This is a genomic window from Rhizobium sp. CG5 (genome assembly GCF_023701945.1).
GTDB lineage: Bacteria > Pseudomonadota > Alphaproteobacteria > Rhizobiales > Rhizobiaceae > Allorhizobium.
Map to the genome: position 1 here is coordinate 246,634 of NZ_JABAEF010000005.1, position 18,084 is coordinate 264,717.

Consider the following 18,084-nt stretch of genomic DNA (forward strand, 5'->3'; position numbering starts at 1 on the left):
CCAGGAAACGCTCTAAACCTCAGCGCCGGGTGCGGAAAAGGTCAAGCCCCAATTCGTGTCGGAAAACCATTCGTCCGACGCCTGAGGCATCTTCCAGCGAAGCCCCCTCACCCGCTTGCCTCCCCCCTTGCGAAAGGCGGCGTTGAGACGATCCTGGCTATCGCGACCGGCCATGGCGAGGCCGACCGCCCAGATGAACGAGACGCCCTGGATGAAGTGCGCCGCATACCCCGCCTCGGTCGCGGTGACCAGCAGATAGCCGGCACGGGCCGAAAACACCGAGCCTTTGATGGGCGTCTCCGCCGGAACGCCAAGCGGAAACAACAGCCGTCCGCCCGGCTTGAGCATGTCCACCCAGCGCTCGGCCGGACGATCCGTGGCGAAATTCACATAGACGATATCGCAGGGTTTCTGCGGCCAGTCCGAGCCGCTGGCCTGGACAAGATCCGCATTGGCATAGGGTCTCAGGCAGATGTCTGCCCGTTCGGCCAGCGCCGGATCGTATTCGACGGCGGTGACATGGCCGCTTTCACCGACCATTCGCGACAGGATGGCGCTGTAATAGCCGGTGCCGGCCCCGATATGGACGACGGTTTCCCCCGGCTGCGGCGACAGCGCATGGATGGCCCGCGCGTGCAGCGACGGACTGCCATTGTTGATGCCGCGCGACGCATCCAGCGCCACCAGCACATCGTCATAGATCACCTCGGGATCGTCGGTCGGGGCGCTGTAGCCGCCGCTCAGACTGCGGACCCACCAGGGCGGAGGGCCCAGAAACGACTGACGCGGCACCGTCGCAAAGGCTGCAGCAAGGCGCGCATCGTCTGCTACCCCGGCCTGCACCAGCACGCGTTGCGCATATTTGCGGCCAAGCACTTCCGCTTCGGCAGATGTCACAGCGCCATCTCCATTGGAATAGGTCCTATTTTGCCGGGACGATGCGTCAAAATCAACGCGCATTGTTCACCCGAATGAATTTGTCCATTCGCCCGCCATGGAGTAACCCCTCGTCTCAAAAGACAACAAAGGCGGAAACACCATGGCTGATCAGCACGCAGCGGCTCCGGTCGCGAAGAACGAAGACAGCGCGCGCGGTTTTGCCTTTGCGCTGACCGCCTATTTCCTGTGGGGTTTCCTGCCGATCTACATGAAGATGGTGGCGCATATGCAGCCACTGGAAGTGCTGTCGCATCGGGTGATCTGGTCGCTGCCGATCGCGGCAGCCGTGCTTTTGATCCTGAAGCGCACCGACGACGTCAAAGCCGCCCTGCGCTCGCCGCGCACGCTTCTGATGGCGGCGCTGACGGCCGGTCTGATCAGCGTCAACTGGGGCATCTATGTCTGGGCGATCGGCGCCGGCCGCGCGCTCGATACGGCGCTCGGCTATTTCATCAATCCGCTGTTTTCGATCTTCCTCGGTGCCGTGCTCTTGAAGGAAAAGCTGAACCGGACGCAGATCGGCGCCATCGCGCTGGTGGCGGTCGCCGTGGCCATCCTGACGTATGAAGCCGGGCAATTGCCCTGGGTGTCGCTGGCGCTGACGCTCACCTGGGGCTTCTACGCCTTCTTCCGCAAGACGCTGCCGGTCGGTCCGAACCAGGGCTTCTTCCTGGAAGTGCTGCTGCTCAGCATTCCGGCGACGCTCTACATTCTCTATGCCGAGAGCACCGGCCAGGGCCATTTCCTGCACACCGGCATGAGCGATACGCTGCTGCTGCTCGGCAGCGGCGTGATCACCGCCGGGCCGCTGATGATCTATGCCAATGGCGCCAAGCTTTTGCGGCTGTCGACCATCGGTATCATGCAGTATATCGCGCCGACGATGATCTTCCTGATTGCCGTCTTCGTATTCAAGGAACCGTTCGGCACGGCGCGGATGATCGCCTTTCCGCTGATCTGGGCCGCCCTTGCCATCTACACCTGGTCGATGCTGCGCGACTACCGGAACCGCTAAGCTCACAGCTCACCAGCAGCGGTCGCCCTGCCCGATCAGAGCCTGGCGATCACGTCCTCCTGGCCTTCCGGATTGTCGGTATTGTCCCAGCGCTTGATGATCGCCGGCACGATCTCGTCGATGGACGAGATCACCATCGGCTGAACGCGATGTCCGGTGTGGACAAAACCTTCCTCGCGCATGTGCTGGATCAGTTCCAACATCGGACCCCAGAAGCCGTTGACATTGGCAAAGACCATCGGCTTTTCATGCTGGCCGAGCTGCGCCCAGGTCATGATCTCGACGATCTCCTCCAGCGTGCCGATGCCGCCCGGCAGGGTGACGAAGGCATCGGCGCGTTCGAACATGCCATGTTTGCGCTGATGCATGTCAGGGGTTATGATCAACTCGTCGAGCTGCCCCAGCGAATGGCGCGTCGCTTCCATGTCGACGAGGAATTCCGGGATGATGCCGGTGACCTTGCCGCCGTTCGACAGCACGCCGCTGGCGACAGCCCCCATGATGCCTTTGGTGCCGCCGCCATAGACGAGGCGAAGGCCATGATCGGCAATGGATTTGCCCAGCGCCCGGCCGGCCGCCATGTAGTCGGGATCGCGTCCGGGCCGTGAGCCGCAATAGACGCAGATGGATCGAATCGTGTCTGTGTTTTCCGTCATGCAGCAAAAAGACAATGCGGCGGCGGCGCGGTCAACAAATTTGACGAAAAGGCTGGGAAGCACGGTTTCAAGCGCGCCGACAAAGCTTGTGAAACAGCGGAGAAAACGCTAGCAATTCCAAGGGATACAGCGGTATGGCCGCGCGGAGACGAATGATGATGAAAAACCGTGCCGGCTGGCTGGCTTTGGTAGTGCTTGGCATTGCAACCGTACTGATGATCTTTTTCGTCTTGCCCCGGGTGACCGGCGACACGAAAACCGCAGACCAGGCGACGAGCACACCGCCAAAGCCCGCCGCGGAAACAGCGCCCAAGACCCCGGACGCACCCGCGACTGCCACGGATACGGCAGCCCAAGCCTTAAGCGACGTCGCCGCCAAGATGGGGCGGCTGGCCGCAGAGGCCGAGACGTCGGTCAGCAATCTCTCCACCCTGTTTGCCGATGGCAAGACGCCGACGGCCGAGGCCTATTCGGCCGCACGGGCGCTGGCGACCGAGGCCGTTTCGGCGCTTGCGGCGCTGGAGATCCCGCAAGGCCTCGACGCTGCCGTAGCGGAAGCCGGCCGCAAGACGCGGGAAGCCGCCATCCGGACGCTGGCACTGCTGCAGTCGCTGCCCGCCACACCTCAGGAAGCCGCGGCAGCGATCTCCGCCATCGTCAATGCCCTCAAAGGTGACACCACGACCGCCGATGCGCCGGCTGCATCCGTTCCGCAGCCGCTCACCAATGTTCCGACCGCAACCGATGCCGCCGCCCTGCCGCGCTTCGACGTGCTTCGGGTCGAGCCGGATGGTTCGACCGTGATCGCCGGCAGTGCAACCCCCGGTTCCAAACTTGAAATTCTCGATGGCGACAAGCCGATCTCCACCGTCGAAGTCGGCCCGAGCGGCGATTTCGCCGCCGTGATCGACGAGCCGCTGGCGCCGGGCGATCATACGCTGGAGCTGAAGGCCACCACCAAGGATGGCCAGTCGGCGACATCGGAAGAGGTCGCGACCGTGTCGATCCCGGAAACACCCGGCGGCGAACTTCTCGCCATGGTGACCAAGCCCGGCGAGGCAAGCCGGCTGATCTCGGTTCCCGAAACCGTCAACTCGGCCGACAAGACGACCCGCGTCGCATCGGATCAACCGGCCGATACGGCTGCGATCACCCCGGCCCTGCCGGCCGCCTCCGGTACGCTCGCCGCGGCACCGCCCATCACCGGCACCGAGCCGGCCAGCACCCCGGCCGTTCAGCCGGCGCTTGGCGTCGATGCCTCGCAGCTGCCGGAAATCCAGGTGACTGCCGTGGAACTGGAAGGCGACCGGATCTTCGTGGCCGGCACGGCGCCCGCCGGCCGCACGGTCAAGGCCTCTGCCGACAACCAGCCGATCGGACAGACCATCGTCGACCAGAGCGGCCATTTCGTCGTCGAGGGCAAGATGGCCCTGACCGTCGGGCAGCACATCATCGGCGTCGACCTGCTCGGCGCGGACGGCAAGGTAGCGCTGCGCGCTTCGGTGCCGTTCAATCGTCCGGCCGGCGACCAGGTCGCCGTCATCGCCCAGCCGCGCGACACGGCACCTGGTTCCGCCAACGCCGCCGGGACCATGGTGCCGCTGGAACTCGGAGCCTTCACCAAACAGCGCGATGCCGTGGCGCAGGCCTTCTCGATCCTGAAATCGCTTTATGCCGACGGCAAGCAGCCGGCGCTGGAAAGCCTGGCGGCGGCCCGTTCGGCCACCGAAATCGCCCTGAAATCGCTCTCCGAGTTCCGGCTGAGCAATGATGCGGAGCAGGCTCAGGAGGATTTCGTCATGCGGATCGCCGGCAAGGCGGCAACGGCGCTCAAGACATTGCAGGCTCTGCCGCGCGATATCGCCGCCGTGGGTGCTGCCCTCGACAAACTCTCCGCCCTGATCGACGCCGTGCTCGAACCGCTGCCGCAGCCGGCAGCACCGGCCGACCAGACGGCACAGGCCACCACACCGGCTGTCCAGCCGAGTGCTCCGGCACAAACCGTTGCGGGCGCGCCGAAGACGATCGAACAGGCGCCGCTCACGCAAAGCCGCAATACGGTGATCATCCGCCGCGGCGATACGCTGTGGCAGATTTCCCGCCGGGTCTACGGCCAGGGCGTGCGCTATACGACGATCTACCTTGCCAATGAACAGCAGATCGCCGATCCCGATCTGATCGAGCCGGGCCAGACCTTCAACGTGCCGGACGAAGCGCTGCCCAATGCCGAGGAACTGCATCGCAAGCGCATGCTGCAACGGAAATCGAACTGAGGCACCGGCGCCTCGGTCGACCTGAGGCGCTTGCGCCACAGGTCACGGAAGTTTCACACTCCGGCCATTGCAAAGGCAAAGTGCCGGTCCTATTTGCCTCAAGGCGGCGGTTCCTTTCGGGAGCCGCCGCTTTTTGATCCCGGCATCGCAGAGCGGTCTTCGGGCTTTCACAGCAATCATTGACTATCGTGAGGCGTTTGTCGCGGGTTCGTTTCGACCCGAATTCGCCTCATCGGGGGACGGACGGGCATGGCGGACCAGAAAAAGACCGTATCGGCGGACAGCAGCAATCCCATGCAGACGCTGATCAACCTCTGGCCCTATATGTGGCCGGCGGAGCGCTTCGACCTGAAGATGCGCGTCGTCTGGGCCTCGGTCTTCCTGGTGCTGTCGAAGCTCATCCTGATCACCGTGCCCTATTTCTTCAAATGGGCCACCGACGCGCTGGACGGTTCCTCCGACATGGCCGGCCTGCTGCCAGCCTTCCTGCTGTCGGCGGTCATGCTGGTGGCGGCCTATAATGTGGCCCGCATCGTGCAATGGGGCCTCAACCAGCTGCGCGATGCGCTGTTTGCCAGCGTCGGCCAATATGCGGTGCGGCGCCTTGCCCATCTGACCTTCGTGCACATCCACCAGCTGTCGCTGCGCTTCCATCTGGAGCGCAAGACCGGCGGCCTGTCGCGCGTCATCGAGCGCGGCACCAAGGGCATCGAAACGATCGTCCGCTTCACCATTTTGAACTCGATCCCGACGGTTCTGGAATTTCTGCTGACGGCGCTGGTGTTCTGGTGGGGCTATGGCTTCTCCTATCTCGCCATCACGGCGTTTACGGTCTGGGCCTATATCTGGTTCACGATCCGCGCCTCGGACTGGCGCATCGGCATTCGCCGCCAGATGAACGACAGCGATACCGACGCCAATACCAAGGCGATCGATTCGCTGCTGAACTTCGAGACGGTCAAATATTTCGGCAACGAGGACATGGAGGCGCGCCGCTACGATGCCTCGATGGAGCGCTACGAGAAGGCCGCCACCCAGGTCTGGACCTCGCTCGGCTGGCTCAACTTCGGCCAGGGCGTGATCTTCGCGATTGGCATGATGGTGATGCTGATCCTGTCGGCGCTGGCCGTGCAGCGCGGCGAGCAGACCATCGGCGATTTCGTCTTCGTCAATGCCATGCTGCTGCAGCTCTCGGTGCCGCTCAATTTCATCGGCTTCGTCTATCGCGAAATCCGCCAGGGGCTGACGGACATCGAGCAGATGTTCGATCTCCTGAATGTCGATGCCGAAATCAAGGATGCGCCGGATGCCAAGCCTCTGGCGATCGGCCAGGGCGCCATCGTCTTCGACAATGTGCATTTCTCCTACGATCCCGAGCGGCCGATCCTCAAGGGCGTGTCGTTTACCGTGCCGGCCGGCAAGACGGTGGCCGTCGTCGGCCCGTCGGGCGCCGGAAAGTCGACGATCTCGCGGCTGCTGTACCGCTTCTACGACGTGCAGAAGGGCTCGATCACCATCGACGGCCAGGATGTGCGGGCCATTACCCAGAAGAGCCTGCGCTCGGCGATCGGCATGGTGCCGCAGGATACGGTGCTGTTCAACGACACGATCGCCTACAATATCCGCTATGGCCGGGTTGGCGCGAGCGATGCGGAGGTGGATGCAGCCGCCGAAGTGGCGCAGATCAGCCGCTTCATCCGTGAATTGCCGCATGGCTTCAAGACCATGGTGGGAGAGCGCGGCCTCAAGCTTTCAGGCGGCGAGAAGCAGCGCGTCGCCATTGCCCGCACGGTGCTGAAGGCGCCGCCGATCCTGATCCTCGACGAAGCGACGTCGGCGCTGGACACCACCACGGAACAGGAAATCCAGGCCGCCCTCGACATCGTCTCGAAGAACCGCACGACGCTGGTCATTGCCCATCGGCTGTCGACCGTGGTCGGCGCCGACGAGATCATCGTTTTGAAAGGCGGCGAGATTGCCGAGCGCGGCACCCATGCCGGCCTCTTGGAGCAGAACGGCCTCTATGCCTCGATGTGGAACCGCCAGCGCGAGGCGACCCAGGCCGAAGAACGTCTGCGCCAGGTGCGCGAAAGCGACGATCTCGGCGTCGTGGTCCGTCTACCGCCGGCCAGTTGATGGTTCCCGTCCTGCCGCCTCAGGCGGCAATGACGATGCGGTTGCGGCCGGCATTCTTGGCGCTGTAGAGCGCCTTGTCGGCCCTTTTCAGGACATCCCAGATGGTCTCAGACGGGTCGTCATGCACGGCAAGACCCAGGCTGATCGTCACCGGGATACTGGCATACTCGCATGCGATGTCATAGGCTGCGATATTCTGGCGCGCCGCATCGAGAATATCGCCGGCAGAGGCGATGGTGTGGCCCGGCAGAATGACGAAAAACTCCTCGCCACCGGCCCGCGCCATCACATTGCCGTCACCGATCTGGCGCTCCAGATGCCGGGCCACGCGGCACAGGACCTGATCGCCGACATGATGGCCGAAACGATCGTTGACCGATTTGAAATGATCGATGTCGATGACCGCCACAGTGACCGGACGGCCAACCGCATGGGCTTCAGCGGACAGCGCCAGGGCCATTTCGAAGAATTTTCGGCGGTTGTAGCAGTCGGTCAGCGGATCGCGCTCGGCGGCCCGGATGAGCTTTGCCTCAAGTGCCTTGCGCTCGGTGATATCGAGCATGGTGCCGGCGATGCCCAGCGGCCTGCCCTGGCGGTCGGCCATCACCGCCTTCTGGTAGCTGACGATGCGCGGTGTGCCATCGGAAAAGCTACAATGAGCCTCATAGATCTGCACGCCGCCGCTGGCGATCAGCGAACGATCGACCTCGTCATATTTCAGCGCCAGAAGCTGGGGCGCCACGTCATGGACGGTGCTGCCGATGATCTGTTCGCTGGACAGGCCGGTAATGGTCTCGAAGGCCCGGTTGCAGCCGAGATAGGTGCCGTCGGCGTTCTTGAAGAAGATCGGGGCGGGAATGTTGTCGATGCAATATTGCAGATAGTTGCGCTGCTCCATCAGATCGGTGAGGCTGTCCATGGCTCGGGTGCGCCGGTCAACGACTCGGTGCGCCCGGGCCAGGCTCAGGAGGATCGCCGGCTGATCCGACTGGAAAACCACATCGTCCGCCCCCATTTCGATGATGCGCTCCAGCCAGGCAGGACTCAGAGCGCTTTCGAGAACAGCAATGAGGTAGACCTCCTCGCCGACCGCGGCCCTGGCGGCGCGCAGATCCTCGCCGATACGGCTGGCGGCCAGCGGCGCCAGAACGATCGCCAGCCCATCGGCCAGACGGTGAGCATCATCGAAGGCTGCAACATCCTGAAAATCGGATGGGGCCGGCGTGCCATTGACGGCATACCAGAAGACGTCAGGAGCGCCTTCCGGTGCTGGCGCAGCCCGGTCATTTTGCTTGAGGATCATGGTTGATTGACTTCCAGATGTTTACCGATCTCAAAATCGCTCGATTTCGTTACTATACTTATAACTTAAGGTGGTGAAACCCCGCAATCCTACACCTTTGCACAGCCGTCAGCGACAGTCGGGGCGCCATTGCCCCTGGGCCGGTTTCGCTGTAGTCACCTGTTCTGTCCGTTTCCAAGGAGAATGATGGTCCATGTCTTTGTTCGATACCATCCGCAACACCATCGTGCCGATCCACAAAGAGGGCTACCCCTTCGTCGCCGCCTTCTTTGTCGGATCGCTGGTCATCGGTTGGATCTGGGAGCCGTTGTTCTGGGTCGGCATGGTGCTGACGCTCTGGTGCGCCTATTTCTTCCGCGATCCCGAGCGGGTCACGCCCCAGGACGACGACCTGGTGATCAGCCCGGCCGACGGTCGCATCTCGTCGATCCAGATGGTCAAGCCGCCGGAAGAACTGCATCTGTCCGACGAGCCGATGCTGCGCATCTCGGTGTTCATGAATGTCTTCGATGCCCATATCAACCGTTCGCCGATGCGCGGCCGGATCGTCAACATCGTCTATCGCGAGGGCTCCTTCCTCAATGCGGAGCTGGACAAGGCAAGCCATGACAACGAGCGCAACGGCCTGGTCATCGATGGTCCGCATGGCCAGATCGGCGTCGTGCAGATTGCCGGTCTCGTTGCACGCCGCATCGTCTGCTGGGCCAATCCCAGCGAACCGCTCGATGCCGGCGAACGTTTCGGCTTGATCCGTTTCGGTTCGCGCCTAGATGTCTTCCTGCCGGCCGGTGCCGAACCGCGTGTCGCGCTTGGCCAGAAGGCCATCGGCGGCGAGACGGTTCTGGCGGAATATGGTTCCACCAAGGGACCGGTGATCAGCCGCCGGAGCTGACTAGCGGCAAGCAGGACGGGATTTCGACATGAGCAAGGCTGAACCGACCATCGAACAGAAAGAAGCGAACGGGCAAAGCGACGCGTCCCGCGGTCCGCGGCTGCGCGAGATCCCGCTGCGGCTGATCGTGCCCAACCTGATCACGGTTCTGGCCATCTGCGCAGGCCTGACGGGTATTCGCCTGGCCTTCGAGAACCGCTATGAACTGGCGGTCGGCATGGTTCTGGTCGCCGCCTTTCTCGACGGCATCGACGGGCGGATCGCCCGGCTGATGAAAGCCACGTCGAAATTCGGCGCGCAGATGGATTCGCTGGCCGACATCATCAATTTCGGCGTTGCCCCGGCCCTCGTGCTCTATGTCTTCCTGCTGGACGGCGCCCGCTCGATCGGCTGGATCGCCTGCCTGATCTTCGCCATTGCCGCCGGCCTGCGGCTGGCGCGCTTCAACGTCATGGACGAGCGCGAAAACAAAGCGCCGTGGCAATCGGAATATTTCGTCGGCATACCGGCCCCGGCCGGCGCCATGATCGTGCTTCTGCCGGTCTATCTCGGCTTCCTCGGCGTCGAACCGTCGCCGGCCTTTGCCTATATCGGTGCCGGCTACACCGTGTTGATCGCCTATCTGCTGGTCAGCCGCCTGCCGGTCTGGTCCGGCAAGTCGGCCACCAGCCGCATCCGCCGCGACCTGGTCCTGCCGCTGATGCTCGGCGTGGTGCTCTATGTGGCACTGCTGATGAGCTTTACCTGGGAAGTGCTGTCGCTGACCGTCATTCTTTACCTCCTCACCCTGCCCTTCGGCGCACGGGCCTGGAAGCGTCGCTACGGCACGCTGACGGTGGAGCACGACAGTGGCGACGGCGACGGATCGGCCATGGACCGCGGCCTCTGATCGGCGTTCAAGCCGTTTTTTCCGGTAAATCCCAGAATTGGTCGTGCCAATCGCGAATTATGGTCAGTTAAGACTTAAATTGATTTGCATCGGTCATGTTTTTGTCATGTTCTGTCCCGACAGAGCCACAATAACAAACTGCGGGAAACACTTCAGGAGCCTGACATGACATCGACCAAGGCCGGCGCCAATCAGCAGCCGGGCAAATCGGATTTGCATACCCATTACCGTCCGCTGGGATTGAAGGCGGTGGTGGCGGCAGCGCTGATGCTGAAGCGCAAGCCGGTCAAGAAGCTCGCCTGACTGTCAGGCGACCTCTTTTAGAATAGCGACATCTGACCCGGCGGCTCCGAGCGCTTCTTTGGCGCCGCTTCCGGCAGGGCGGGTGCGACCGCAACCTGCACGTCGGGGCCGGTGTTCTTGACCTTGTTGACAAGGTCGGAGACCGGTATGGCGTCGAAAAAATCCTCCGGCGCTGCGACCATCAGATCGGCCACATCGCGCGGCTCCTGGGTTTTGCAGTCGAGCCACCGCGAAAAATCCTCCGGCTTGATCACCACCGGCATGCGATCATGGATCTGGCCGATCGTGCTGTTGGCGCCCGTCGTCAGGATCGCCCCGGTGTCGACCTCGCTGCCATCGGCCGAGGCCCAGGTTTCCATCAAGCCTGCAAAGGCGACGATCTTGCCGTGTTTCGGCCGGATCCAGTAGGCCTGCGATTTTTCGCCGCTCTCCTTGTCCGGCCTATGCCATTCATAAAAGCCAGAGGCCGGCACCAGTACGCGACGATGGCGCATGGCCGCCCTGAACGAGGCCTTGCCGATCGCCGTTTCGGCCCGAGCGTTGAGCAGCAGCGGGAAATCCTTCGGATCCTTGACCCAGGACGGCAGCAAGCCCCATCGGACCAGCATGGCGCGGCGATCGGGAAGATTGCTGCCGGGCAAGGGGCGTTCCGACGAGAGGACCACGAGGATCGGCTGGGTCGGGGCAATATTGTAGCGCGCCGGAAAACCTTCCAGCTCGACAAGGTCGAAGAATTCCTGCACCTCTTCCGGTGTCGCCGTCAGGGAAAACCGTCCACACATAGGGTTTACATGGCAGTCGCCATGGGACGGGTCAAGATGCCGGTGCCGGCCAGCATGTCGCCTCTGATCCTGCCGATGGAAAAATGGAGGCAAGAATTTCCGTTTCGCTCCGCCCGTGCTCCATTTAAGATGCGGCGACGCATCCGTCGTGCAGAAGGACTAGCAGCGCACTATGACACGCCAGCCCACCCTTGCCTCTTCGGCCATCGTTGAGCGGCAAAGCCGTCTGCTTCTGATTCGCCGGCGCAATCCGCCGGCCGCCGACCTCTTCGCCTTTCCCGGCGGCAGGGCCGAGGCCGGCGAGACGCCCGCTGAAACGGCCTTGCGCGAACTGTTCGAAGAGACGGGACTTCGCGGCGCCAATCCGCGGCTGTTTGCCACCTATGACCTGTTGCCGGAAAGCCGCGACGGCAGTGCTGCCCATCATTTTTTCCTGTCGGTGTTTCGGGTCGAGGCGGACGATGACATGATCGCTGAAGCCTCCAGCGACGCGGCCGAGGCGGGCTGGTATCTGCCGGAGGAAATCGCCGATCTGCCGGTGCCGGAAAGCGTGCTCGACTGCGTGCGCAGGCTGGTGGCGGCGGACAAAGGGGAGTAAGAGCAGGAGAGGTTTGGCCCGTTCGGGCCGACGCGCGCCCGCATCCAGCCCAAGAAGATCATCGTGACCCGCCCTCTCCTCTCTGCCCTGCTGCTCCTCATCCTGCTTCCGGCTGGCGCCGTCCAAGCACAGGGCGCTGTCGGCACGATGGAGACGGTGCCGTCTGCGGCGATGCCGGCGCCTTACGATGCCCAGCTCAGCAAGCTGTCCGAAGTGCTGGGCGCCGTGCACTATCTGCGCAATCTGTGCGCGGACGCACCCGAGCCGCAATGGCGCAAGGCAATGCAGGATCTGATCGCCGCCGAGACGGCGAACGAGCCGGCGCGGCAGGAGCAGTTCGTCGCCGCTTTCAATCGCGGCTACCGGGGTTTTGCCTCCGTGCACAGCACCTGTACTGCCTCGGCGCGCGAGGCAGGCGAGCGATACCGTAACGAAGGCGCAACACTGGTTACGGAAATTACGACCAGATTTGGAAATTAACCGTTAATTTACCTGTTTTGGCATGAGGCCGTGTCGTTTTGATAAAAGGCTGATAAAGTCGTTAACAAGTGAGTAAGAACTGGACGCTTGCGAGGAATGCAAATGGAACCACGCCGCAACGACATCGACGACATGATCGTTCACGAGAAGATGCAAGCTGCCCTGGAATATCAAAACGAGGCCTGGGCCGACGGCATGGCCGACGGTATCGAGCCGGAAATCATTGCAGACGCCGCCATCGCGCTGGCGATGCGTGAGACCATTCGAATTCATGGCGAGGACGGCGCGGAGGCCATGCTGAACTCGCTGCGGAGCCGCATGCTCGCCGGAGAATTTTCCCCAACGCGTAGCGTTCAGTAATATTTAGAGGCATTTTGACGATGCGGATCGTGGCTGGCGCTCACAGACGGTGGGCCGTTTCATCTGTTGTGCTTTTGGCAGCGCTTCTCAGTTCTACGGCGGGATATTCCGTTCGCCCGGCCTTTGCCCTCTCGGAGTTGAAGCCGCTGCCCGGCCAGACGAGCCAATCGCCGGCACCGGACCAGGCTCCGCCCGCTCCATCCGTCGATGAGACCACCGAGGACGGGTCGGATGCCTTGATGGGCCTGCCGGAGCCGGCACCGCTGATCGACAACCAGCCGGCCGGGGCGCCAGCCGCCACGGCGGCGGACGAACCGCCGGCCGCACCGGTCGAGGTGATCTACGATATCGACAAGGCACCGGAGCCGGTCCGCAGGCTGCGCCAACTGATGGTCGAGGCGGCGGCCTCAGGAGACCTGGAACGGTTGCGTCCGCTGATGAACCCCGGTCCCAACCAGACGCAGGTGGTGCTGGGCGATACCGACACCGACCCGATCACCCTGCTGAAAGGACTGTCGGGCGATCCCGATGGCCTCGAAGTGCTGGCCATCCTGCTTGATATCCTGTCGGCGGGTTTTGTCCGCGTCGATGCCGGCACGCCCGACGAGGTCTATGTCTGGCCCTATTTTGCGGAAAAACCGCTCGGCACGCTGACAGCGCCGGAAAAGGTCGAGCTGTTGCGGATCGTCACCGCCGGCGACTACGATAGCATGCTCGAATACGGCAATTACAATTTCTTCCGCGCCGGCATTTCGCCGGACGGCCAGTGGAAATTCTTCACGGCCGGCGACTGACGGCCTTGCCGCGTGGTCTGCGACCTTCTACTTCTTCGGCTTCAACAACCGGGATGAACAGACCATGCCATCAGCATTCCTGCCAGATCGCGCGCTGATCCGCGTCACCGGCGCCGACGCCGAACACTTCCTGCAAAACCTGGTGACGACGGATCTGTCCGCGGTCGGGCGGCACGAAGCCTGGCCGGGCGCGCTTTTGACGCCGCAGGGCAAGATCCTGTTCGATTTCCTCATCTGGCGCGATGACGCAGCCTTCCTCATCGAGACGGTGGAAGCCGTTCAAGAGGCGCTGATCCGACGGCTCACCTTGTATAAATTGCGGGCGGCGGTGGAGATTTCCGTGGCAGGAGCGGCCGGGATGACCGTATTCTGGGGCGAGGATGCGGCGGCCGACGATATCCGCGACATGCGGTTTGCCGCGGCCGGCGTGACCCTGCTGCGTCGGGCGGGTCAGCACAGCGATGGCGCTGCAGCCGCCTATCATGCCTTGCGCATTCTGAACGGCATCGTCGAATCGGGCCTGGACTTCGAGTTGCAGGACGCCTTTCCGCATGACGTGCTGCTGGACCTCAATCGCGGCGTCTCCTTCAAGAAGGGCTGTTATGTCGGCCAGGAGGTGGTGTCGCGCATGCAGCATCGCGGCACGGCAAGGCGGCGGGTGGTAATCGTCTCATCCGCAGAACCGTTGCCTGAAACCGGAACAGTGATCACCGCGGGCGGCAAGCCGCTCGGTCAGCTTGGCACGGTTGCCGGCAGCCGGGGTCTCGCCATCGTGCGCACCGATCGGGTGGGCGATGCGCTTGCAACGGGGACGGACATCCTGACGGGCGACACGGCCGTTTCCTTGGTCCTGCCGGCCTGGAGCGGCTTGTCCTTCCCGACCACGGCGAGCGAAGAGGCTTAAGGGGTGACAGCCGCCAGCGAAACCATGGCGCGGGCCTGGCAGCGCATGCTGTCGGGTCGAAGGCTCGATCTGCTCGATCCCTCGCCGCTCGACGTGGAGATCGGCGACATTGCCCATGGTCTGGCCCGCGTGGCGCGCTGGAACGGCCAGACTGCCGGCGATCATGCCTTCTCGGTGGCGCAGCACAGCCTGATGGTCGAGGAGATCTTCCGGCGCTGCAATCCGAAGGCCACGGCCAGTGACCTGCAGATGGCGCTGCTGCACGATGCGCCGGAATATGTGATCGGCGACATGATTTCGCCGTTCAAGGCGGTGGTCGGCGGCGGTTACAAGGCGGTCGAGCAGCGTCTTGAGGCGGCCATCCACCTGCGCTTCGGCCTGCCGCCGCATCCGTCACGGGAGTTGAAAAGCCTGATCAAGAAGGCCGATTGCATCGCCGCCTATTTCGAAGCGACGGTGCTGGCCGGATTCTCCGAAGCCGAAGCGCGAAAGTTCTTCGGCCAGCCGCGCGGCATTACGGTGGAGATGTTGACCATTGCCCCCCTTGCCGCGACGCAGGCCCAGGCGCTGTTTGCGAAACGTTTCGAGGCGATCGAGGCGGCACGGGCCGGCGCGACGGGGAAACCGGCACCATGAGCGCCATCGTCGTTTCGCCGCTGTCGCGCATCGCGGAAATGGCGGTGCGCCACAAGGCGCGGGAGATGATCAGCCTTCTTGCCGAAAAGCAGGATTTTCATCGGCCGGCGGTCATCGATGCCACGCGCCATCTGAAACTCGGCATGAACGACATCACCTTTGCCGGTACCGGCGACCTGATCGCGCCGCAGGAAAGCCATGTGCTGCAGATCATCGATTTTGCGCGGACCTGGGATCCGTCGTCGCCGCTGCTGATCCATTGCTGGATGGGCGTGTCGCGATCGCCGGCCGCCGCCCTGATCGCCGCACTCGCCGTCAACCCGCAGCAGGATGATCTCGATCTTGCCGAGCGCCTGCGGCTCTTCTCGCCGTTTGCGACGCCCAATGCGCGCCTGGTGGAGATCGCCGATTCTGTTCTTAATCGCCAGGGCAATCTTGTCCGGGCGGTGCGCCGGATCGGCCGGGGCCGCGACGCCGATGGCAATGCGCCGTTTGTCCTGCCGCTGGCTTTGCCGACGGAGAGTTAAGCCCACCCTGCGCCAGGTCACGAAAAAGCCGGGGAAGATATCATATCCTCTCCCGGCCGGTTCAAACATGGTCTGTAGAGGTCAGACGGCCTCTGTTTCAGTCTCGGTCGCCTCGGTACCACTGGCCAGTTCGCGATAGGCGTCGATCACGGACTTCATTTCCGCCAGAACATCTTCGATGCTCATGGTCTCGCTGTCGGAGCCTTCCTCACCGGTGGAGCTCATCTCCATCATCATCGGTGGTGGCGGCGGGGCCATGTCTTCCTGGGCTTCGGTAAGCTGGGCCTCGGTCAAGGAACCGGTTCCCTCTTCATCGAAGGATGCGAACAGCGACGCGGCATCTTCCTCGCTCACTTCTTCAGGACGGGCGGCAACGAATTCGGCTTCGGTTACCTTGCCGTCTTCATCTGTGTCCATGCTGGTAAACATGTCTTCTTCGGACGACGACGTCATGTCGCCACGGTTGAGCATCATGGCGACCATGTCGCCGGTCAGCTGCGAGGCAACGCTGGAGGCAGCGTTCTCGCTCTCGACAGTCGGATCCTGGGTACGCGTGTTACTGTTACCGGCTTCCTGTTCCTCGGCACTGACGACGCCGTCGCCATTGGTATCGAGAGTTGAAATAGAAGTCGTGTATGTCGTCGGCAATGCGGATGAAATGCTGGTCATGAATACCCCCTGTTAAAATTCGCGTCATTGGAAATGGGCGGATTTTCGGTACGCAGAACAAGACCTCAAAACGTAATTAAGGCAATTAAGGTGATTTGCCTTAATCGTCAAAATTAATTGTTGTAGACAATAACTAACACTTGCGGTCACTGCAGCCTCAAGGTGCAATCACCGTTACGATTCGGGGCAAGCCAATGACGCCTCCCGCCCGTTGACATCCGTTCTCCGTCGCACGTTTCCGATTTCGGCTTGAACCGATCGCAACGTCGTTTAGATCGGAACGGTGGCTCCCGAATCGAAAGACGCTGACGATGGACATTCCTGCCGAGGCTGCTGCCTTTTCGGCGCATCCTGATCTCGCCCAGCAATTGCTGCCGCATGCCGCCGACAGCAATGACGGTTCGCACGATGTCGCGCATCTGCTGCGGGTCTACAAGAATGCCATGCGGATCTTTGAGCATGAGGGCGGTGACGGCACGGTGCTGGCGGCCGCGGTGCTGCTGCATGATTGCGTCGCCGTGGAGAAGACGTCGCCGCTGCGCGGGCAAGCGTCAAGGCTGGCGGCCGAAAAGGCGCGCGGCATTCTTGGGCCGCTCGGCTGGACGCCTGCTGCTATCGACCAGGTGGCCCATGCCATCCATACCCATAGTTTCTCGGCCAATATAGCGCCGGAAACGCTCGAAGCGAAGATCCTGCAGGATGCCGACCGGCTTGACGCGATCGGCATGATGGGGGCGGCGCGCTGCTTCTATAGTGCCGGCCGCATGGGCTCGGCGCTCTACGATCCTGCCGATCCGCTGGCCACCCACAGGCCGCTCGACGACAAGCACTATGCCATTGACCATTTCGCGGCAAAACTGTTCAAACTGGCCGATGGCTTCCAGACGGCGGCCGGGCGGGCGCTGGCACGCGAACGCCACGAGCGGCTGAAACAGGTTTTTGCCCTTTTCATCGACGAAATCTGAGGTCCGTCCCATGCAGGTCAGCGAACTCCACGTCTATCCCCTGAAGAGCGCCCGCGGCATCGCCCTGACGTCATCCATGGTTGATGCCGAGGGCCTTGTCGGCGACCGTCGGATGATGGTCGTCGATGCCTCGGGGCATTTCGTGACGCAGCGCGAGCTGCCGGCGCTGGCGATTCTGACCGTGGTGCCCGGTGCCGGAAAGGTGCAATTGTTGCTGGACGACGGCAGATCAGTGACGACGCCCCTGCCAGACCCCGATCGCCGCATGGATGTGGCGGTGTGGGGCGCGATCGTCAGCGCGGCTGTTTGCGACGAGGCCACCAATGCGACACTCTCCGGCTGGCTCGGCCGCGATCTGAAGCTCGTCCATTTCGACGCGCGGGCCCGGCGCACCGCCAGCGCAGACTGGGCCGGACCCGGCACGCCGGTGACCTTTGCCGATGGCTATCAGGTGCTGATCACCACCACCGGCTCGCTGGCCGGTCTCAACGCCGATATGCAGGCCCATGGCGAGGCGGCGGTCGGCATGGACCGCTTCCGCCCGAATATCGTCGTCGACTGCGACGAGCCCTGGGCCGACGACCGCTGGCAGGCCATATCGATCAACGGCATCCGCTTCGACTTCGTCAAACCCTGCGCACGCTGCATCATGACCACCCAGGACCAGCGCACCGGCTCACGGGACATGGCGAGCCCGATGCCGGCCATGGGCCGCCTGCGCATGTCGGCCGACCGGCGGGTGCCGGGGCCGCTGTTCGGCTGGAACGCCACGCCCCGCGATCGGGGGCAGATCGCGGTTGGCGATGTCGTGACGGTGATCTCGGAACGGCCGGAAGGCTGGGCCATCAAGCGGCGATAGAAACTGGAGGCGAATAGATCCGTATTTTGGGCGCCTTACTTGGCCCCACCATTTCTTACCCGATATTTCTTTTAGGTATTAAGTCTATTTTTACGGATACACGC

The 18,084-nt window shown here is 62.9% G+C and carries 20 protein-coding genes; 15 read left to right on the top strand and 5 right to left on the bottom strand.

Features of this window, described 5'->3' with window-relative positions; translation table 11 throughout:
* Positions 1-12 precede the first annotated feature (12 nt).
* Positions 13-897, bottom strand: a complete 885-nt coding sequence (locus HGO38_RS10970; RefSeq protein ID WP_250955912.1) for a protein-L-isoaspartate O-methyltransferase family protein — start codon at positions 895-897, stop codon at positions 13-15.
* Positions 898-1,039: 142 nt separating this feature from the next.
* On the opposite strand from HGO38_RS10970, the gene rarD reads away from it, so the two are divergent.
* Positions 1,040-1,954 carry an EamA family transporter RarD gene (rarD, locus tag HGO38_RS10975; RefSeq protein WP_250955913.1) on the top strand — a complete coding sequence of 305 codons (915 nt, stop codon included), beginning with the start codon at positions 1,040-1,042 and terminating at the stop codon, positions 1,952-1,954.
* Positions 1,955-1,989: 35 nt separating this feature from the next.
* Here the strand turns inward: rarD and HGO38_RS10980 are convergent, their stop codons facing one another.
* A complete protein-coding gene (locus tag HGO38_RS10980) occupies positions 1,990-2,610 on the bottom strand; it encodes an LOG family protein (protein WP_250955914.1) in 621 nt (206 codons plus the stop codon).
* 155 nt (positions 2,611-2,765) lie between these two features.
* On the opposite strand from HGO38_RS10980, the gene HGO38_RS10985 reads away from it, so the two are divergent.
* Both HGO38_RS10985 and HGO38_RS10990 read left to right on the top strand, forming a co-directional pair.
* Positions 2,766-4,883, top strand: coding sequence for a LysM peptidoglycan-binding domain-containing protein (locus HGO38_RS10985; protein ID WP_250955915.1), 2,118 nt, complete (start codon positions 2,766-2,768; stop codon positions 4,881-4,883).
* 249 nt (positions 4,884-5,132) lie between these two features.
* Positions 5,133-7,019: an ABCB family ABC transporter ATP-binding protein/permease gene (locus HGO38_RS10990; protein WP_250955916.1), complete on the top strand. Its 1,887-nt coding sequence runs from the start codon at positions 5,133-5,135 to the stop codon at positions 7,017-7,019.
* A gap of 19 nt (positions 7,020-7,038) precedes the next feature.
* On the opposite strand, the gene HGO38_RS10995 is transcribed toward HGO38_RS10990, so the two are convergent.
* Positions 7,039-8,322 carry a sensor domain-containing diguanylate cyclase gene (locus HGO38_RS10995; protein WP_250955917.1) on the bottom strand — a complete coding sequence of 428 codons (1,284 nt, stop codon included), beginning with the start codon at positions 8,320-8,322 and terminating at the stop codon, positions 7,039-7,041.
* Between the two features lie 193 nt (positions 8,323-8,515).
* Here HGO38_RS10995 and HGO38_RS11000 point away from each other — a divergent pair, with 193 nt between their 5' ends.
* From HGO38_RS11000 to HGO38_RS11010, 3 genes are all read left to right on the top strand, one after another.
* Positions 8,516-9,214: a phosphatidylserine decarboxylase gene (locus tag HGO38_RS11000; RefSeq protein WP_250955918.1), complete on the top strand. Its 699-nt coding sequence runs from the start codon at positions 8,516-8,518 to the stop codon at positions 9,212-9,214.
* Between the two features lie 28 nt (positions 9,215-9,242).
* Entirely contained in the window at positions 9,243-10,103 is an 861-nt protein-coding gene (locus tag HGO38_RS11005) for a CDP-alcohol phosphatidyltransferase family protein (protein ID WP_250955919.1), read from the top strand.
* A gap of 165 nt (positions 10,104-10,268) precedes the next feature.
* The gene (locus tag HGO38_RS11010; RefSeq protein WP_250955920.1) at positions 10,269-10,406 is read left to right on the top strand and encodes a hypothetical protein; all 138 of its coding nucleotides are present in this window, start codon (positions 10,269-10,271) and stop codon (positions 10,404-10,406) included.
* Between the two features lie 17 nt (positions 10,407-10,423).
* Here HGO38_RS11010 and HGO38_RS11015 read toward each other — a convergent pair whose 3' ends face one another.
* On the bottom strand, positions 10,424-11,188 hold the full coding sequence (locus tag HGO38_RS11015; RefSeq protein WP_250955921.1) for an SOS response-associated peptidase: 765 nt from the start codon (positions 11,186-11,188) through the stop codon (positions 10,424-10,426).
* 172 nt (positions 11,189-11,360) lie between these two features.
* Between HGO38_RS11015 and HGO38_RS11020 the strand changes: the two genes are divergently transcribed.
* The 7 genes from HGO38_RS11020 to HGO38_RS11050 all read left to right on the top strand — a co-directional run bounded on the left by HGO38_RS11020 (position 11,361) and on the right by HGO38_RS11050 (position 15,487).
* Positions 11,361-11,786 (top strand): NUDIX hydrolase, encoded by a 426-nt coding sequence (locus HGO38_RS11020; protein WP_250955922.1) that lies wholly within the window; start codon positions 11,361-11,363, stop codon positions 11,784-11,786.
* 63 nt (positions 11,787-11,849) lie between these two features.
* Positions 11,850-12,266: a TIGR02301 family protein gene (locus HGO38_RS11025; protein ID WP_502941539.1), complete on the top strand. Its 417-nt coding sequence runs from the start codon at positions 11,850-11,852 to the stop codon at positions 12,264-12,266.
* 102 nt (positions 12,267-12,368) lie between these two features.
* Positions 12,369-12,626 (top strand): hypothetical protein, encoded by a 258-nt coding sequence (locus HGO38_RS11030; protein WP_250955923.1) that lies wholly within the window; start codon positions 12,369-12,371, stop codon positions 12,624-12,626.
* Positions 12,627-12,646: 20 nt separating this feature from the next.
* The gene (locus tag HGO38_RS11035) at positions 12,647-13,420 is read left to right on the top strand and encodes a hypothetical protein (RefSeq protein ID WP_250955924.1); all 774 of its coding nucleotides are present in this window, start codon (positions 12,647-12,649) and stop codon (positions 13,418-13,420) included.
* Between the two features lie 64 nt (positions 13,421-13,484).
* Positions 13,485-14,324, top strand: a complete 840-nt coding sequence (ygfZ, locus tag HGO38_RS11040) for a CAF17-like 4Fe-4S cluster assembly/insertion protein YgfZ (RefSeq protein WP_250955925.1) — start codon at positions 13,485-13,487, stop codon at positions 14,322-14,324.
* A 24-nt stretch (positions 14,325-14,348) separates the two neighbouring features.
* A complete protein-coding gene (locus HGO38_RS11045) occupies positions 14,349-14,960 on the top strand; it encodes a YfbR-like 5'-deoxynucleotidase (RefSeq protein ID WP_250956008.1) in 612 nt (203 codons plus the stop codon).
* Positions 14,957-15,487, top strand: a complete 531-nt coding sequence (locus HGO38_RS11050; RefSeq protein WP_250955926.1) for a tyrosine phosphatase family protein — start codon at positions 14,957-14,959, stop codon at positions 15,485-15,487. Before HGO38_RS11045 ends, HGO38_RS11050 begins: the two co-directional genes overlap by 4 nt.
* A gap of 81 nt (positions 15,488-15,568) precedes the next feature.
* Here HGO38_RS11050 and HGO38_RS11055 read toward each other — a convergent pair whose 3' ends face one another.
* Complete coding sequence (locus HGO38_RS11055; RefSeq protein ID WP_250955927.1) at positions 15,569-16,156, bottom strand: EF-hand domain-containing protein; 588 nt, start codon at positions 16,154-16,156, stop codon at positions 15,569-15,571.
* 311 nt (positions 16,157-16,467) lie between these two features.
* Here HGO38_RS11055 and HGO38_RS11060 point away from each other — a divergent pair, with 311 nt between their 5' ends.
* Entirely contained in the window at positions 16,468-17,121 is a 654-nt protein-coding gene (locus HGO38_RS11060; protein WP_250955928.1) for an HD domain-containing protein, read from the top strand.
* Positions 17,122-17,131: 10 nt separating this feature from the next.
* The gene (locus HGO38_RS11065) at positions 17,132-17,980 is read left to right on the top strand and encodes an MOSC domain-containing protein (protein WP_250955929.1); all 849 of its coding nucleotides are present in this window, start codon (positions 17,132-17,134) and stop codon (positions 17,978-17,980) included.
* Positions 17,981-18,084 lie beyond the last annotated feature (104 nt).